This is a genomic window from Desulfovibrio piger (genome assembly GCF_951793255.1).
Lineage (GTDB): Bacteria > Desulfobacterota > Desulfovibrionia > Desulfovibrionales > Desulfovibrionaceae > Desulfovibrio.
Map to the genome: position 1 here is coordinate 2,995,001 of NZ_OX636706.1, position 16,664 is coordinate 3,011,664.

The 16,664-nt window shown below is 65.7% G+C and carries 14 protein-coding genes (1 of these 14 cut by a window edge); 4 read left to right on the forward strand and 10 right to left on the reverse strand.

Annotated elements, in window-relative coordinates:
• The 5 genes from Q4I12_RS13440 to moaA all read right to left on the reverse strand — a co-directional run.
• Positions 1 to 597, reverse strand: the 5' portion of a protein-coding gene (locus Q4I12_RS13440; RefSeq protein WP_239463855.1) for a YczE/YyaS/YitT family protein. The gene continues 120 nt to the left of window position 1, outside the view; only the first 597 of its 717 coding nucleotides appear in the window; its start codon is at positions 595 to 597; its stop codon lies off the left edge, out of view.
• 307 nt (positions 598 to 904) lie between these two features.
• Positions 905 to 1,981, reverse strand: coding sequence for a Holliday junction branch migration DNA helicase RuvB (gene ruvB, locus Q4I12_RS13445; RefSeq protein WP_239463854.1), 1,077 nt, complete (start codon positions 1,979 to 1,981; stop codon positions 905 to 907).
• A 79-nt stretch (positions 1,982 to 2,060) separates the two neighbouring features.
• Positions 2,061 to 2,672, reverse strand: coding sequence for a Holliday junction branch migration protein RuvA (gene ruvA / locus Q4I12_RS13450; RefSeq protein ID WP_302261981.1), 612 nt, complete (start codon positions 2,670 to 2,672; stop codon positions 2,061 to 2,063).
• Positions 2,673 to 2,720: 48 nt separating this feature from the next.
• Positions 2,721 to 3,134: an EamA family transporter gene (locus Q4I12_RS13455; protein ID WP_072337360.1), complete on the reverse strand. Its 414-nt coding sequence runs from the start codon at positions 3,132 to 3,134 to the stop codon at positions 2,721 to 2,723.
• A gap of 362 nt (positions 3,135 to 3,496) precedes the next feature.
• A complete protein-coding gene (moaA, locus tag Q4I12_RS13460; protein WP_204625400.1) occupies positions 3,497 to 4,504 on the reverse strand; it encodes a GTP 3',8-cyclase MoaA in 1,008 nt (335 codons plus the stop codon).
• Positions 4,505 to 4,560: 56 nt separating this feature from the next.
• Between moaA and Q4I12_RS13465 the strand changes: the two genes are divergently transcribed.
• Positions 4,561 to 4,866, forward strand: coding sequence for a DUF5334 domain-containing protein (locus Q4I12_RS13465; protein ID WP_006008500.1), 306 nt, complete (start codon positions 4,561 to 4,563; stop codon positions 4,864 to 4,866).
• Between the two features lie 54 nt (positions 4,867 to 4,920).
• On the opposite strand, the gene Q4I12_RS13470 is transcribed toward Q4I12_RS13465, so the two are convergent.
• Positions 4,921 to 5,484 (reverse strand): hypothetical protein, encoded by a 564-nt coding sequence (locus Q4I12_RS13470; RefSeq protein ID WP_204674304.1) that lies wholly within the window; start codon positions 5,482 to 5,484, stop codon positions 4,921 to 4,923.
• Positions 5,485 to 5,650: 166 nt separating this feature from the next.
• Here Q4I12_RS13470 and Q4I12_RS13475 point away from each other — a divergent pair, with 166 nt between their 5' ends.
• From Q4I12_RS13475 to Q4I12_RS13485, 3 genes are read left to right on the forward strand one after another with little or no spacing between them, the layout of a single operon-like run.
• Entirely contained in the window at positions 5,651 to 6,034 is a 384-nt protein-coding gene (locus Q4I12_RS13475; RefSeq protein ID WP_006008497.1) for a hypothetical protein, read from the forward strand.
• Positions 6,035 to 6,039: 5 nt separating this feature from the next.
• Entirely contained in the window at positions 6,040 to 7,386 is a 1,347-nt protein-coding gene (gene miaB, locus Q4I12_RS13480; RefSeq protein ID WP_302261985.1) for a tRNA (N6-isopentenyl adenosine(37)-C2)-methylthiotransferase MiaB, read from the forward strand.
• Complete coding sequence (locus tag Q4I12_RS13485; RefSeq protein WP_302261986.1) at positions 7,380 to 7,991, forward strand: bifunctional nuclease family protein; 612 nt, start codon at positions 7,380 to 7,382, stop codon at positions 7,989 to 7,991. The genes miaB and Q4I12_RS13485 overlap by 7 nt, the downstream gene beginning before the upstream one ends.
• Before the next feature lie 160 nt (positions 7,992 to 8,151).
• Here Q4I12_RS13485 and Q4I12_RS13490 read toward each other — a convergent pair whose 3' ends face one another.
• From Q4I12_RS13490 to Q4I12_RS13505, 4 genes are all read right to left on the reverse strand, one after another.
• Positions 8,152 to 12,396, reverse strand: a complete 4,245-nt coding sequence (locus Q4I12_RS13490) for an acyl-CoA dehydratase activase-related protein (RefSeq protein WP_302261987.1) — start codon at positions 12,394 to 12,396, stop codon at positions 8,152 to 8,154.
• Positions 12,397 to 12,432: 36 nt separating this feature from the next.
• A complete protein-coding gene (locus Q4I12_RS13495; protein ID WP_204674300.1) occupies positions 12,433 to 13,137 on the reverse strand; it encodes a TetR/AcrR family transcriptional regulator in 705 nt (234 codons plus the stop codon).
• A gap of 184 nt (positions 13,138 to 13,321) precedes the next feature.
• On the reverse strand, positions 13,322 to 14,800 hold the full coding sequence (locus Q4I12_RS13500; protein WP_297160340.1) for an MATE family efflux transporter: 1,479 nt from the start codon (positions 14,798 to 14,800) through the stop codon (positions 13,322 to 13,324).
• Between the two features lie 354 nt (positions 14,801 to 15,154).
• Entirely contained in the window at positions 15,155 to 16,576 is a 1,422-nt protein-coding gene (locus tag Q4I12_RS13505; protein WP_302261991.1) for an MATE family efflux transporter, read from the reverse strand.
• Positions 16,577 to 16,664 lie beyond the last annotated feature (88 nt).

Below are 16,664 nucleotides of genomic sequence, written 5' to 3' on the forward strand. Positions count from 1 at the left end.
GCCCACCAGCACGGCCGAGATGATGGTGCCCTCGCGCAGGCCCACGATGGTATGCAGGACGGCCAGGCTGAGCAGCACCGCGGCCAGCACCATGGAGGAGTCCACCAGGACCTTGATGTTGCCGAAATTCTTGTGCGTGCGGAAGACGATGGCCACGACCATGCCCTCACCGGGCAGCACGGTGGCGTTGCTGATGATCTCCAGGCTCACGCCCAGGCCCAGGACCATGGAGCCCACCAGGCACATGAGCATCTGCTGCCAGTAGACATCAGTCACCAGATAGGAGGTGGCCCACATCCAGCCGTCGATGAACAGGCCGAACAGGAAGACCGCGGGGATCTGCATCAGATGCCCCACCGTAAAGTAACGACCCAGCAGGGCCTTTTGTACCACGAGAAAACAGATATTGGACAGAAAAGTCACGGTCCCCAGACTCAGGGGGAAGATGGCGCTCAGGGCGTACGGCAGGCTGGTGATGGGCGAGGTGCCCAGACAGGCATTGGTCACCAGCGCTACCCCCAGGGCACAGACCAGCAGTGCCACGGTGAAGCCCGCATAACGTTTGCACAACACAGATTTGTCAACAGTCACTTTCATTCTGAAAACTCCGACCACGTCCATACACAACGCGGTACTCCGGCGATGAAACCAAGGGGGGCGCCGTCTCCGCCCCCGTGCCGCTCCTTCCGGCGCCGGTCGGGAAGGCAGGGCAAGGGGACGTTATCGAAACGACGTCCGCCGCGGGCAACGTCCCGCCGCCTTTCAGGAGAGAACAGAAAAGCGACGGCGCCGTTACCGGCGCGGCACAAATTGGAGCCGGGCTCCGGGAAGAACAGAAAAAAACGTTGCTGTCGCAACTATGCAGATGCGACAAAAAGCAGCGCAGCTGTTCTTCGTGCGCCTCTCAGCGCAGTAAAAGGTTGAGGTGGCGGTAGGCTTTGGCGGTCACCATGCGACCACGGGGGGTACGCTTGAGCAGACCGCACTGGATGAGGTAGGGCTCGTAGATCTCTTCGATGGTACGCACTTCTTCGGAGCAGGCCACGGCCAGCGTCTTGAGCCCCACGGGTCCGCCGTCGTAGTGGGTGATCATGACTTCCAGCAGGCGCCTGTCCATGCGGTCCAGACCTATCTCGTCGACGTCCATGCGCCGCAGGGCCTCGGCAGCCTGTTCCGCGGTGATGACGTCGTGGCCGCCCATCATGGCAAAATCCCGCACGCGACGCAAGAGGCGGTTGGCGATGCGCGGTGTGCCGCGGGAGCGGCGGCCTATCTCTTCCGCACCGTCAGGAGTGACGGCGATGCCGAGGATGTGCGCCGTGCGCAGCACCACCCGGGCCAGTTCGGCGGGCGTGTAGAACTCCAGCTGCGAAAGGATGCCGAAGCGCCCGCGCAAGGGCGCGGAAATCAGGCCCATACGCGTGGTGGCCCCTACCAGGGTGAACGGCTCCAGGTCGATCTTGACCGTGCGGGCCGCCGGGCCCTGCCCGATGACCAGATCCAGCTTGAAGTCTTCCATGGCCGGATACAGCACTTCCTCCACAGCGATGGGCATGCGGTGGATCTCGTCCACGAAGAGGATGTCGTTGCGGGACAGGTTGGTCAGGATGGCGGCCAGATCACCGCTGCGCTCCAGCACCGGGCCCGAGGTGCAGACCAGGTTGACGCCCAGCTCGGCAGCCATGATCTGGGCCAGGGTCGTCTTGCCCAGACCGGGGTTGCCGTAAAAGAGCGTATGGTCCAGCGCGCAGCCGCGTTCACGGGCAGCGCCCAGATACACGCGTAGATTGGCACGCAGTTCTTCCTGACCGATGAAATCATCCAGGCTGCGGGGCCGCACGCTCTCTTCCAGCGCGGCGGTGCTCAGACCGGGGTCTTCCGTGCCGGCTGCGGGTGCGGGCGTGTGCTGTTCCGCAGGGGCATCCCAGTCATCATTGCCGAAAAAACGGGCTGCGGGGGAAGGGGAGGATTTCTGTGCCATGATGTCCAGTCGGTCAGGATTTGCCCCCTGCACAGGCCGGGCCTGCACGGGGAACACTCAAGAAAAAGAAAGCGCCGGTCTACAGACGACCGCGCGCCAGTGCCTTGAGCGCCGCCCGCAAAGCGCCGGTGACGTCAAGGTCGGGCTCCTGCAACAGGATGTTTTTGACCACAGGAGCGCATTCGTCTTCAGAATAGCCAAGATTGGACAAACCATCAAGCACGTCCCGGAACACGGAGCCCGGACGGCCGTTGGGCGCCAGCACCGCCGCCTGCGGCACGTCCTCCACCTTGAGCTTGTATTTGAGCTCCAGAAAAACATGCTGGGCCGTCTTCTTGCCGATGCCGCTCACCCGGGTGAGGGCATCCACATCCTCTTCCAGCACGATGCGGCGCAGGTCGTCGGGCCGGTACAGGGAAAGGATGGCCAGCGCCGTGCGCGCGCCCACCTTGGAGATGGTCAGCAGCACCCCGAAGACCTGCCGCTCCTCAAAGGTGGCAAAGCCGAACAGCTGCTGGGCATCCTCGCGCACCACCAGGCTGGTGTACAGGGCCACGCTTTCCCCGCGTCCGGGCAGGGATGCCATGGTGTGGGCGGGCAGATCCAGCTCGTAGCCCACGCCACCGCGCGTGACCACGATGCAGGAGGTGCCCCAGGTCTCGGCCAGCAGGCCTTCAAGATAGGCGATCATGGATGCTCCTTGATGTCATCGAAAAACAGGGATGCGGAGGCAGCGGCCTCACAGCACCAGCAAAAGGGCCCCGGCCGTGATCAGGATGCCCCCGGCCACGGTCTTGGGATCACAGGGCTCGCCCAGGACGAGCACCCCCAGCAGCATGGCCAGAGGTACGCTGAGCTTGTCCAGCGGCGCGACCCTGGAGACGTCCCCCAGCTGCAGGGCCTTGAAGTAGCACAGCCACGACAGGCCCGTGGCCACGGCGGAAAGGAACAGGAAGAGCCAGGTATGCCCGCCGATCTGGCGCACCTCGCGCCAGGTGCCGGCATACAGGCTCATGCCCCAGGTGAGGAGCAGGATGAAGCCCACCCGGATGGCCGTGGCCAGCCCGGAATCCACGTCCCGGACGCCCAGTTTGGAAAAAATGGCTGTCAGGGCCGCGAACACGGCCGCCAGCAAGGCATAGACCTGCCACATGACGCTTTCCACCCCTCTGTTGCCGGTCTCTCCCGCCGGGCCCTGGGGAACAGTCTCTGAGAGCTGTCATACCGTGGAGACGCTGCCCGGGCCCCTGCTCCCCTCGTGGGCAGGATGCCTCTCCCTGGCCGGAGGATGCCGGCGGTATCCGCGAGGCAGCGCTGCTCCGGGCCGGTGCGGCGCCCCATACGGCAACCATGCAGGCAGGGACCGGGCTGCCTTTCCGGGGCATGGGCAACAGACACGGCTACCCCGAACAGGGAGGCAACCGTATCATTTTGTATCAATATATATGGCAAGGCCTGTTGTGCCTGCCACCCCACCCCGCAGGGCACCTTGCCGTGCGGCAGGAGCGCCCTGCCCTAGCCGCCGATGGAGACCATCTTGCTGCTGGCCACAGCGCCCCCCTGCCGGGCCGCCAGCAGATCCGCGCCCACGGGCTTGCTCTTGCAGGCCTGGGCGATGACCCGGGCGATATGCTCATCCGTGACCTTGGGATGACGCAGCAGGGGCCGCAACGGATACTCCCTGTCGGCAAACAGACAGGTGCGCAGATGCCCGTCGCTGGTCATACGCAGGCGGTTGCAGGACAGACAGAAATGGTTGGTCAGCGGCGTGATGAAGCCCATGCGCCCCTTGCCGCCTTCCAGGGCGAACATGCGGGCCGGGCCGCGCTGGCCCTCGTTGGCATCGCCCAGCGGCACCAGGCGGACGTGCTGCTCCACGGCGGCGCGGATGTCGCTGGCGGGCCAGAAATTCTCGGGGCTCCACAGGGTATCGCTGCCCATGGGCATGAATTCGATGAAGCGCACGTCCACGGGCAGGGTCATGGCCGCATGGACGAAGTCGGCCAGCTGGCCGTCATTGATGCCGCGCAGGCCCACGGCATTGATCTTGACCCGGATGCCCGCGGCCAGCATGGCGTCCAGGGCCCGCAGCACTTCGGGCAGCATGTCGCGCCCGGTCACACGGGCAAAGGTCTCGCGGTCGAAGCTGTCCAGCGACAGGTTCACGGCGCTGATGCGGATACGCTGCAGCAGGGGGATGTGCTCCTCCAGCAGCGTGCCGTTGGTGGTGATGCGGATGTCCAGATCGTCGAAGCGCTGCCGCAACCGCAGGAGGAAATCGTCACAGCCCTTGCGCGCAAAGGGTTCCCCGCCGGTCAGACGCACCTTTCCCACGCCCATGCCGCGCACGATCTGCACCAGACGGATCATCTCCTCATAGCGCAGCACCTTTTCGTGCGGGATGCACTGGTGCCGGGCATTGCTGTGACAATACAGACAGCGCAGGTTGCAGCGGTCCGTCAGTGACAGGCGCAGGTAACGTACCGTGCGGCCGTGGTCGTCGTGCAGGGCATGGATGCTCATCGTCCCTCCGGGGCCTCCTGTTGCCAAGAAGCAAAAATGGTTTTACACATGCAGCCATGAAGACACTCTTACGCAATCAGCGTGTCCGGCGTCTGCCGGCCGTCATCGCCCTGTGTGCCTCTCTGGCCCTGCCGCTGCCCGCGCTGGCCTGGGACGGCTTTGATGCGGATTCCGCCGACCTGGTGGAGATCATCCCCGATGCCCTGCCCAACAAGGGCGACACCGTGGACGTGCGCAACTACAGCAATGACGAGACGACCACCTGCCTGGTGGTCTCCGTCACCCGCAACAGCCGCACCGTGGAGATCGTGGTCCGCACGCCCGACGGCGAAGCGCACACCCTCGTGATGGAAGGCCGCTAGCCGTCGCGGACGGACGCGCCGGAACCCTGGGGCCCCGGCGCGACCGGGTCATGCCTATTCGTCGGCGCCCTGCTCGTAGCCGGGCAGCACCACACTGGCAGCCTCGCTTTTGCCCTGTCCCTTGGGGCAGTTGGACTGCAGATGGCAGATCTCGCAGCCGCCCTTGAAGGGATAATGGGTCACCAGAGCAAAACGGCGGTTCAGGGTGGGGGCATCTTCACGATATTCCAGGCCCAGGCCGGACAGGGCCTCACGCAGGGCCTCGGTGGGACGCGGTGCGGGCGCACAGCCGGCATCTTCCACCTGGGGCAGCACTTCCTGCACGGCGGCCATGCACATGTACTGGGCCAGGTTGTTGTCCTGCCAGCCGTCCGAAGGGGATTTTTCCCAGGCGGCGTCCACCTGCTGCTCCACGCTCTCGGGCAGCCAGACGGCCAGATAGGAGATCTTGGCTGTCTTGATCTCGCAGACCTTGAGTTGCGGCATCCACTCTTCCCACAACTTGCACAGCCGTTCCAGCGTCGCGCCGCCCAGGCGCGATTCCTGGCTCAGGGTCATGAAGCCTTCCATATCGAAATAGGGACGGATCTCGTGTTCCGTAACGGTAATCTCGCTCACAGTCTCTCCTTGCGGGCATCAGGATGAGCCCTTCTTTACCGTGCTATTGTAACCAAGGACAGGCGACCGTCAAGCCTGCACATCCTTTCACATGCGCCGGGCCCGCCGGGCTTTACTATTGCGGCCGTCTTCTTTACCATCCCCCATATTTTTTCAAGGAGCCTGCATGAGCAACCAACCCGAGCTTCCCAAGAAGATCCGCTACAAGTACGTTATGGACGACAGCGTGCGCATGAGCACCGCCCACGGCGTCTGGGGCGGCATCAATCCCCAGGGAGAGATCGAACTCAATTTCTATGAGGAAAGCGACTCCCTGCCCCAGTGGTCCGAATGCCTGGTGGCCCCGGACGGTTCGCTGGGCCCCGAGATGATGGACGAGGAGAACCTGGAAGTGCGCGAGGTGGTGCGCCGCATCAACACCCGCGTGCTGCTCAACTACAACACGGCCCGCGCCGTGCTGGAATGGCTGGAAGACCGCGTCGCCGCCCTGGAGATGGACGAAAGCGGCATGGCCGTCTACCCCCGCAACATCACCGGCCCCGAACAGTAGAAGACATGATCGACAACAGCTTCCACATCATCACCTTCGGCTGCCAGATGAACGTGCACGACTCGCAGTGGCTGGCCCGCGCCCTCGAAGCGCGCGGCTTTTGCGAGGCGCCCCTGGAAGAGGCCCGCGTGGTGGTGGTCAACACCTGTTCCGTGCGCGAAAAGCCCGAACAGAAAGTCATGAGCACCCTGGGCCGCATCCGCCAGGTCACCGGCAACTCGCCGCGTGTGCTGGTGGCCGTCACCGGCTGCGTGGCCCAGCAGCTGGGCGAAAAACTCTTCAGCCGCCAGGTGCGTCTGGTGGCGGGCAGCGACGGCATCAGCGGCGCGCCCCAGGCCATCGAACGCCTGCTGGACGAGCCCGCCCTGCGTCTTTCCCTGCTGGACTTCACCAGCCATTACGTGGAGCGCGAACCCGGCGCCGATACGCCGTCCGCGCCCGTGGGCTTCGTGAACATCATGCAGGGCTGCGACAATTTCTGCGCCTACTGCATCGTGCCCTATACCCGCGGCCGCCAGAAGTCCCGTCTGACCCCGGCCATCCTCGACGAATGCCGCCACCTGCTGGACCGCGGCGCGCGCGAGATCACCCTGCTGGGGCAGAACGTCAACGCCTTCGGCCGCGATACGCACGGCGACGGCGTCAGCTTTGCCGCCCTGCTGGAAAAAGTGGCCGCCCTGCCCGGCCTGAAGCGCCTGCGCTACGTGACGCCCCATCCCAAGGACATGGGCCCCGAAGACGTGGCGGCCTTCGCGAACATCCCGCAGCTCTGCCCGCGCCTGCACCTGCCCCTCCAGGCCGGTTCCGACGCCGTGCTCAAGCGCATGGGCCGCAAGTACGACAGCGCCCGCTATCTGGAGCTGGTGGCCAGCCTGCGTGACGCCCGCCCGGACATCGCCCTGTCCACGGACCTCATCGTGGGCTTCCCCGGCGAGACCGAGGAAGATTTCGCCGCCACGCTGGAGCTGATGCGCGCCAGTGACTTCATGTCCAGCTTCTCCTTCTGCTATTCGGACCGTCCCGGCACCCGGGCCAGCCGTTTCCTGGACAAGATCGCCCCCGACGTGCAGCAGAATCGTCTGCTGCGCCTGCAGGCCCTGCAGGAGGAGCTTTCCCAGCGCTGGCTCGACGCCCGCGTGGGCCAGGAGTGCGAAGTGCTGCTGGAGAACGCCAGCCGCCGCGAGGCCACCGACGACGACAGCCTGCAAAGCTGGCAGGGCCGCGACATCTACGGCGCCCTGGTGCATGTGCCCCTGCCCGCCGGCGACCATACCGGCCGCCTGGTCAACGCCCGCATCGTGGAAGCCAAGAAGCACAGCCTGGTGGCCGAAGCCACGGGACAGCCATGGTAGAGATGCACATGGAGGGCCTGAGCCTCGACCCGCAGACACGAAAACCCATCGTCATCCTGCGGCAGAACGACGGCAAGGGCCTGCTCCCGCTCTGGATCGGCGCCATGGAGGCCATGACCATCTCGCTGGTGCTCAACGGCGAGGAGCTGCCCCGCCCCCTGGCCCACGACCTGCTGCTCATGGTGGCCAAGGCCCTCAACGGCACGCTCACCGGCGTGGACATCGTGGACTACAGGGACGACATCTACTACGCCGTGCTCCTGCTGCGCGGCCCCTCGGGCCTCATCAGCGTGGACTGCCGCCCCTCGGACGGCATCGCCCTGGCCCTGCGCGCCTCGGTGCCCATCCGCGTCAAGAGCGAAGTCTTTGAAAAGGCCGCCCGCGAACAGGAGCCTGGCAGCATCCATCCCGCCACCCGGCACCAGGCCGGTTCCGATGCCGCCACCGACATGGCCCGCACCGCCGACGCCCGCAAGGAGGCCGACACCCTGGCCGCCCTGCTGGCCAAAGGCGCCGTGCCCGAAGATCTGGGCGAGGCCGCCGGGCCGGAACGGCTGCGCGACCTTTTGCGGGCCCTGGAGCCCGTATCGCGGAACAAGATGTAGAAAGCATCGTTCCGGGAGGTCTCTGTTGCAATACATTCAGGGATCTCAACGAATCAAGATGACAACCGGTCATCATCCACTGGAATGCAAAACAGCCCGAAACCTTCCGGTTTCGGGCTGTTTTCTCAGACAGATCCAGTGATGCCTGTGCTCCCTGTCATCAGGCCTGCTGCAACTTGGCGTGGGCCATGGACATGAAGAGCTTGATGCGGTTGAGCTGGTTGGCCTCGCTGCTGCCTGGGTCATAGTCCACGGCCATGAGGTTGGCCGCAGGACGCAGGCGCTTGAGTTCCTTCATGACGCCCTTGCCGGTGATATGGTTGGGCAGGCAGCCGAAGGGTTGCAGGCAGAGCACGTTGGTGGCGCCGTTGTCGATGAGCTCCAGCATCTCGGCGGTCAGCAGCCAGCCTTCACCGGCCTGGTTGCCGCGCGAGATGATGCCCTTGACGCTGTGCGACAAATGCCGGATGCGGGACACGGGCATGAAGATGCTGCCCTCCAGGGCCTTGCGCATGGAGGCGCGCAGCATCTCCACCCGCATGATGAACAGCCAGCTGCCCAGCGCGGGCAGGATGCGTCCGCCCAGCCGCTTCCAGCGGTACATGGGATCCATGAAGCAGTAGAGGAAGAAGTCCATGATGTCGGTGAGCACGGGCTCGCCGCCTTCGTCCATGATGTGCCGGGCCACATGGTTGTTGGCATCGGGGTGGTACTTGAGCAGGATCTCGCCCACGATGCCCACCTTGGGCCGGACCACGCCGTCACGCGGGATCTTCGTGAAGTCTTCCACGATACGGCGCATGTCCTTGCGGAAGGCACGGGTATCGCCCTTGCCCGCCACTTCGCGGGCGCGCTGCGTCCAGCGTTCCAGCAGGGCGTCGGTATCGCCCTTGTGCAGCTCGTTGGCCCGGCAGGACATGGAGACACGCTGCAGCATGTCGCCGTACAGGCAACTCAGGATCATGCGGTGCAGCATGCTGCCCGACATCTTGAAGCCCGGCTGCTTGTTGAGGGAACCGCTGCTCAGGGTCAGGATGGGCACCTGCGGGAAGCCCGCTTCCTGCAGGGCCTTGCGCAGAAGGGCCGGATAATTGCTGGCGCGGCAGGGGCCGCAGGTCTGGGCCAGCATCAGGGCCGTGCGCTGCGGGTCGCACCGGCCGTTGAACAGGGCGTCCAGCATCTGGCCGATGACCACGATGGCCGGGTAGCAGGCGTCGTTATGGACGTAGTTCAGGCCCAGCTCGATGGCCCGGCGGCTGACCACGGGCAGCACCTGCAAGCGGTAGCCCGCGCTGTTGACCGCCGCCTCCATGATGGAGAAATGCAGCGGCGCCATCTGCGGGGCCACGATGGTGTGGGTCTCGCGCATGTCTTCGGTGAAGTACGGGCTTTCCGGGCGCGGGGACTGCCGGAACTCCGGCGCCCTGCTCTCGCGGCGTTCCCGCACCGCGGCCAGCAGCGAACGGATGCGGATGCGGGCCGCCCCCAGCGACGCGCCTTCGTCGATCTTGATGAGCGTATGCAGGCGACCGTGATGGGTCAGCAGTTCCGCCACCTGGTCGCTGGTCACGGCATCGAGGCCGCAGCCGAAGGACGTGAGCTGCACCAGCTCCAGCAGGGGACGCTCGCAGACCAGGGCCGCGGCCCGGTACAGGCGGGAGTGGTAGCTCCACTGGTCCACCACGCGCAAAGGATCGCGCAGCACGCCCAGATGGGCCACGCTGTCCTCGCTGAGCACGGCCGCGCCCAGCGACGCGATATAGTCCGGCAGGCCGTGATGCACGGCAGGGTCCGCATGGTAGGGACGGCCGCACAGCACGATGCCCAGCCCCCGCTCACGTTCCACCTGGGCCAGGATGCGTTCGCCCTCGGCCCGCAGTTCGGCACGATAGGCCTCCTGCTCGGCACGGGCCGCATGGGCCGCCTCCCACAATTCCAGCTTGGGCAGGCCCAGCACTTCGTGCAGGCGGTCCACCAGGGTGTCCAGATGCTCCAGCGAGACGAAGGGCGTGTACAGATGCGCGCCCAGCTCCCGCACCTCGTCGGTGTTCAGGCGGATGACCTCGGGATAGCCGGAGACCACGGGGCAGTTGTAGCCCCGCACCGAGGTATCCTGCCCTTCACGCGGCAGACAGGGGAAGAAGATCTCCCGCACGCCCTGGCGCAGCAGGGCCGTCACATGGCCGTGGGCCAGCTTGGCGGGATAGCAGACCGTCTGGGACGGCATGGACGAAAGCCCCAGATCGTACAGCTCCTTGCCCGATGCCGGGGAAAGCTCCACCCTGTAGCCCAGGCGGGTGAAAAAGGTGAACCAGAAGGGATAGTGCTCGTAGATGTTGAGCACACGGGGGATGCCCATGCGGCCGCGGGGGGCCCGCTCCGGCTCCAGCGGCTGGTAGCGGAACAGGCGCCGGGCCTTCCAGGCGTAGATGTTGGGCATGACCGGGACATCGTCCTGCGAATGCCCCATGCCGCCGCGCTCGCAGCGGTTGCCGGACACGAAGCGGTGCCCGTTGGAGAAACGATGCACCTTGAGCAGGCAATGGTTGCCGCAGCCACGGCAGCGCACGGACTTGGTCGTGATCTCCAGCGAGCGCAGCCCGGCGGAACTCAGGGGCGTGCGCTCCTCCTGTCCGGCACAGCGGCGCAGGGCCAGCAGGGCCGCGCCGTACGCGCCCATGAGCCCGGCGATGTCGGGACGGCTGACCTCGCGTTGCAGCAGGTTTTCCATGACGCGCAGCAGGGCGTCGTTCATGAAGGAACCGCCCTGCACCAGCACGCGTTCGCCCAGCTCGTCGGGCGTGCGCAGGCGCAGCACCTTGTACAGGGCATTGCGGATGACGGCATAACAGAGCCCGGCCGCGATGTCGCCGATGGAGGCGCCTTCCTTCTGGGCCTGTTTGACCTTGGAGTTCATGAACACCGTGCAGCGCGAGCCCAGATCCACGGGATGGCGGGCAAAGAGCGCGGCCTGCACGAATTCTTCCATGCTCAGGTTCAGGCTTTGGGCAAAGGTCTCCAGAAAGGCCCCGCAACCGGCGGAACAGGCTTCATTGAGGGTCACGCCCGCGATGCAGCCCTGCCGGACCTTGAGGCACTTCATGTCCTGGCCGCCGATGTCGATGACATAGGTGGCGTCCGGCACCAGACGGCAGGCCGCCTTGAGGTGGGCCACGGTCTCCACTTCGGAGATGACGGAGCCCAGGGCAGCCCGGGCGTAGTCGGCGCCGTAGCCCGTGGCCGCACTGGCCTGTATCCAGGCACCGGCAGGCAGACGGTCCACCAGATCGGCCGCATAGGGCAGCAGCCCGGCCAGCGGATCGCCCTGGTTGCGCTGGTACCAGGTGTCCAGCACGGCACCGTTGATGTCCACCAGCACGGCCTTGACCGTGGTGGAGCCCAGGTCAACGCCCAGATAGAGCGGGCCCGAGGCCTCGGCCAGCCGGCCGCGCGGCGCGGCGTCCTGACGGTGACGGTCGAGGAAATCGTGGTATTCGGCTTCGGAATCGAACAGGGGCGGCAGGCTGGCGCTGGTTTCGCCCTCAAACGTACGGGTGCGGGCGCGTTCGGCCAGTTCGGCCACGCTCACGGGCGCGGAAGCCACGGGCCGCCCCATGCCGGGGATGTCCACCAGGCTCAGGGCCGTACCGCGCGCCACCACGTACTGGGCGTCCGGCACATCCACCACGTCTTCGGGAGCCATGTGCAGGGTCTCCACAAAGCGGGCCTTGAGCTGGGGCAGGAAATGCAGGGGCCCGCCCAAAAAGGCGACCTTGCCGCGGATGGGGTGGCCGCAGGCCAGGCCGCCGATGGTCTGTTCCACCACGGCCTGGAAGATGGAGGCCGCCAGATCCTCGCGGGGCGCGCCTTCGTTGAGCAGGGGCACCACGTCGGTCTTGGCGAAGACGCCGCAGCGGGACGCGATGGGATAGATGGTGGTGTGGCGCGCGGCCAGGGCATCGAGACCGGCCGCATCGGTATCCAGCAGGCTGGCCATCTGGTCGATGAAGGCCCCGGTACCGCCGGCACAGGCCTCGTTCATGCGCAGGTTGTCCGAACCGTCGGAAAAATAAAGGATCTTGGCGTCCTCGCCCCCCAGTTCCACAGCCACGTCGGTCTGCGGCGCCAGGACGGCGATGGCCCGCGACGTGGCCAGCACCTCCTGCACGAAGGGCAGCTCCAGGGCCTGCGCCAGCTGCAGGGCCGCGGAACCCGTCATGGCCGGGCGCACCACCAGACCGGGCCGCCGCTCGGCCAGGTCTTCCAGCAACGTGCGCAAGGTCGCGCGCACCGCCGCGCCATGACGTTCATAACGGGCTTCCAGCAGCGTGCCCCGCGCATCCACCAGGGCCAGCTTGACCGTGGTGGAGCCTGCATCGAGCCCGAGATACAAAGCTTCTTCCATTACCTGATTCCCCCGCTTCTGCCGGATAAATCTCGTCTATCGTCTTTCGTCGGATCCGGTCCCGCACCCGGCCCCTGCCGAACGGGCGCGCCACTTGGCCGCGGCATCGTCCAGCCCGGCAAAGATGAAGTCCTTGACCATCTGGTCAAGGGACGCGCTTTTTTCTGCCAGGTTCGGGAACAGACTGTTGGCAAAGGCCGGATCCAGCATGATGAGCATCATGCAGGTCCCCATGGAACTGGCGATGCAGCAGTCCAGCTGGGAGGCCTCCTGCGGGATGCCGGTGATCTCGCTCAGCAGGCCGCGCAACAACCGGGCTTTGGGATGCACCTTTTCCTGCAGGAAAGGATCCACAAAGCCCGCCGGCGAAAAAAACTCCCGTGCCAGCACCCGCACATGCCAGCTGCGCGGCCCGTGCAGATGGGCCAGCAGCTCGTCCAGCGTACGCGACAGCTTTTCGCGCGCCGTGCCCTCCGCCAGGATCTGGCGCAGGCGCTCCAGCGTGAAGAGACGGTCATGGGCCTCGGCCAGCACGGCCGCATACAGCCCTTCGCGGCTGCCGAAATGATAATTGACCGCCGCCATGTTCACATGGGCCCGTTCGCAGACCTGCTTGCTGGTCATGTTGGCATAGCCGCACTCGGCCGCCAGCTGCCCTGCCGATTCCAGGATCCGGGCCCGGGTCAGATCCCCGTCACCGCGCTTGCCGCGCTCGTGCCCCCCGTGGGAAATACTGCCCATTACCGCCTCATAGTGCTAAAGTTCCATTATCCAATCAAGAATATTTCCTGCCATGTTCAAAAAACGTTAACGAATTAAAATTCAAATTTCAATTATTTTTCTTGCCGCCGGGATCAGCATCGCGGCGTGGCAAACGGATAAAAAGAAGGCCCCACGGCATGGTGCCGCAGGGCCTTTCAGAGCGTCAGCGCTGGATGCGCCGCCGTACGGCTTCGGCATCCAGACCGTGCAGATGGTGCACGCGTATCAGGTAACACAGGGCCACGAAGCCCAGGGCCACGATATAGGAGATCCAGAAGCCCGCAGGCCCCATGGCCGGGACGAGCCAGTCCGTACGGGCCAGCGTGAAGCCCAGGGGCAGGCCGATGATCCAGTAGGAGGTGAAGCAGACCAGCGAGATGATGCGGGTATCGTTGTAGGCACGCAGGATGCCGATACTGATGGTCTGCAGGGCGTCCACCAGCTGGTAACAGGAACCGAGCAGCAGCAGGCTCATGGCCAGGGCCGTCACGGCGGGATCGTCGTTATAGATGTGCACGATCTGCTCGCGGAACAGGGCCGTGCAGGCCGCGATGATCAGCGAGGAGACCGCGCCCATGCACAGGGCCGTGCGGGCCGAAAGACGGGCCCGGCCCAGACGCCCGGCCCCCACGCTCTGCCCCACCCGGATGGCCGCCGTGATGTTCAGCGACAGGGGCAGCATGAAGACCATCCCGGCAAAGTTCATGGCGATCTGGTGCCCGGCCACGATGACCTTGCCCAGCGGTGCCAGCAGCAGTGCGGAAAGTGCGAACAGCGAGACCTCGAAGAACACGGCCAGCGCACCGGGCAGGCCGATGCGCAGGATGCGCCAGATCAGGGGAAAGTCGAAACGGCACGGCACCGGCTCGGGCGTATAGGGAGCGGCCAGGGGACTGGCGTCATCACGGGCGCGGGCCTCGCAGCCGCAGGCAGGGGCCGTGCGCGGCAGCAGCAGGGGCAGGAACAGGGGATGCAGATCCCGGTACTGGGCATCCCGGCGCACGTAGTAGATCATGCAGGCGGCCATGAACCAGTAACACAGGGCGGTGGCCACGCCGCAGCCCACGGCCCCCAGCTGGGGCAGGCCCAGCTTGCCGTAGATGAGCACATAGTTGCAGGGCACGTTGAGCGCCAGCCCCAGGATGCCGATGATCATGGCCGGGCGCGTGCGGGCATAGCCTTCCAGAAAGCTGCGCACATTGACGAACAGCATGAAGCCCGGCAGGCCCCAGAGCATGGCGCGCAAGTAGCCGCCGCCCAGGCGGGAAAGCTCCTCATCCAGCCCGAAGGACTGCAAATGCCAGGAGATGACGTAAAAGGCGGTCATCAGGATGGCGCTGATGACCAGCGTGAGCCAGATGCCCTGCCGCAGCAGGTGCGGGGTGCGCGAACGCTGCCCGCCGCCCACCAGATGGGCGCTCATGGCCGGCAGGGAAAGCAGGCAGCCGATGCCCAGCAGGGAAAGAGGGTTCCAGATGGAACCGGCCACCGCCACGGCAGCCATGTCCGCCGTGCTGGCCTGACCGGTCATGGCCGTGTCTACGAAGTTCATGCCCATCTGTGACATCTGGGCCACAAATACAGGGAGGCCCAGAGCAACAAAGCGCCGGGCCTCGGACAACGAAAAGAACTGGTTCTGCATGGTCTCCCATCCGCAGCCGGAAATATCCGGTTACAAGACAAGCCCTTATGCCGGGCCGGAGGCAGGCGGGGCATCCTGCCGGCACAGCCGTGGCAGGGTACGGTCCGCGCCCCTCCTATACCTGCTCCCCCCTTGAATGACAAGCCCGCGCCATACCGGGAAATACCTTCCCGAAAAGCCGACCGCTTTTTCTTTGCCGGCACGGCCCGCAATACTCCTGCCCTGCCGTGGCGGCATATGTTCCGTCATGGCAGACGTCCGTGAAGATGGGCCTTCAGCCACGCAAAAAAGGGGAGGCCTTGCCATGCCTCCCCTTCCCCGCGTGCCTATCCGGCTAAAATCCATCGCTCCCGCTCAGCGGCGGATGCGCTGGAGCACGGCCTCCGCATCCAGCCGGTGCAAGCGGCCCATGCGCAAACGGTACAGGCTGAAGCTCACCCACAGGGCCAGGCCGTAACCTATCCAGAAGCCGGTGGCGCCCATGGCGGGCACCAGCCAGTCCGTCCGGGCCAGGGTCCAGCCCGTGCCCAGCCCCACGATCCAGTAGGAGAACAGGCAGACGCCCAGGATGTAGCGGGTATCGTTGTAGGCGCGCAGCACACCGATACTCACCGTCTGCAACGATTCCGGGATCTGGTTGACGGCGGCGAAGACCAGCAGGCCCACGGCCAGCCCCAGCACGGCGGGGTCCGAGTTGTAGATCTGGGCGATCTGCGGCCGCAGGCACAGGGTGGTCGTCATGGTCAGCAGGGCCAGGCCCAGCCCCAGGCACAGGGCCGTGCGGGCCGAAAGGCGGGCCCGTTCCAGACGCCCGGCCCCCAGGTTCTGCCCCACCCGGATGGCCACGGTGATGTTCAGCGACAGGGGCAGCATGTAGACGATGCTGGAAAAGTTCATGGCGATCTGGTGCCCGGCCACCACCACCTTGCCCAGCGGTGCCAGCAGCAGTGCCGTGACCGCGAAGAGCGAGGCCTCGAAACAGGCGGCCAGCGCACCGGGCAAACCAATGCGGAAGATGCGCCAGACCAGCGGCCAGTCCACCCGCCGGGCCTCGCCGCCCTCCCCTGCCGTACGCGGCAGCAGCAGGGGCAGGAACAGCGGCCCCAGCTTGCGGCAGCGTGCCTCGCGCCGGGCATACAGGGCCAGAGTCAGACCCATGAACCAGTAGCACAGGGCGGTGGCCACACCGCAGCCCACGGCCCCCAGCTGGGGCAGGCCCAGCTTGCCGTAGATGAGCACATAGTTGCAGGGCACGTTGAGCGCCAGCCCCAGCAGGCCCACGAGCATGGCCGGCCTCGTGCGGGCATAGCCTTCCAGAAAGCCGCGCACGTTCACGAACAGCATCATGCCCGGCAGGCCGAAGAGCATGGCCCGCAGATACCCGGCCGCCAGCGGCGCCAGCTCGGCATCCAGACCGAACAGCTCCAGATGGAGGGAAAGGAAGGCGAACACGCCCATCAGCACCAGCGACAGCAGGGTCGAAAGCCAAAGGCCCTGCCGCAGCAGATGCGGGGTGCGCTGCTGCTCGCCGCCGCCCACCAGATGGGCCATCATGGCGGGCAGGGACAAAAGGCAGCCCATGCCCAGCAGGGAAACCGGCACCCAGATGGAGCCCGAGACGGCCACGGCGGCCATGTCCGCCGTACTGGCCTGGCCGGTCATGGCCGTGTCCACGAAATTCATGCCCATCTGGGCGATCTGCGTCACCAGCACGGGCAGGCCCAGCGCCAGGAAGCGGCGGGCCTCATTGAGGGAAAAGAATCTGTTCTTGGTCATCATGTTCTGTGATGGAGGCAAAAACAGGGCCGCTCCCTGCGGAACGGCCCTGAAAAGGCCCCGGCGGCATGACCGCACGAGGCCCCCG

Bases quoted from the DNA above. Each gene is read 5' to 3' on its own strand.
- ruvB (WP_239463854.1), bottom strand. From the start codon at position 1,981: ATGGCACAGAAATCCTCCCCTTCCCCCGCAGCCCGTTTTTTCGGCAAT.
- ruvA (WP_302261981.1), bottom strand. From the start codon at position 2,672: ATGATCGCCTATCTTGAAGGCCTGCTGGCCGAGACCTGGGGCACCTCC.
- Q4I12_RS13455 (WP_072337360.1), bottom strand. From the start codon at position 3,134: ATGTGGCAGGTCTATGCCTTGCTGGCGGCCGTGTTCGCGGCCCTGACA.
- moaA (WP_204625400.1), bottom strand. From the start codon at position 4,504: ATGAGCATCCATGCCCTGCACGACGACCACGGCCGCACGGTACGTTAC.
- Q4I12_RS13465 (WP_006008500.1), top strand. From the start codon at position 4,561: ATGAAGACACTCTTACGCAATCAGCGTGTCCGGCGTCTGCCGGCCGTC.
- Q4I12_RS13475 (WP_006008497.1), top strand. From the start codon at position 5,651: ATGAGCAACCAACCCGAGCTTCCCAAGAAGATCCGCTACAAGTACGTT.
- miaB (WP_302261985.1), top strand. From the start codon at position 6,040: ATGATCGACAACAGCTTCCACATCATCACCTTCGGCTGCCAGATGAAC.
- Q4I12_RS13485 (WP_302261986.1), top strand. From the start codon at position 7,380: ATGGTAGAGATGCACATGGAGGGCCTGAGCCTCGACCCGCAGACACGA.
- Q4I12_RS13490 (WP_302261987.1), bottom strand. From the start codon at position 12,396: ATGGAAGAAGCTTTGTATCTCGGGCTCGATGCAGGCTCCACCACGGTC.
- Q4I12_RS13495 (WP_204674300.1), bottom strand. From the start codon at position 13,137: ATGGGCAGTATTTCCCACGGGGGGCACGAGCGCGGCAAGCGCGGTGAC.
- Q4I12_RS13500 (WP_297160340.1), bottom strand. From the start codon at position 14,800: ATGCAGAACCAGTTCTTTTCGTTGTCCGAGGCCCGGCGCTTTGTTGCT.
- Q4I12_RS13505 (WP_302261991.1), bottom strand. From the start codon at position 16,576: ATGACCAAGAACAGATTCTTTTCCCTCAATGAGGCCCGCCGCTTCCTG.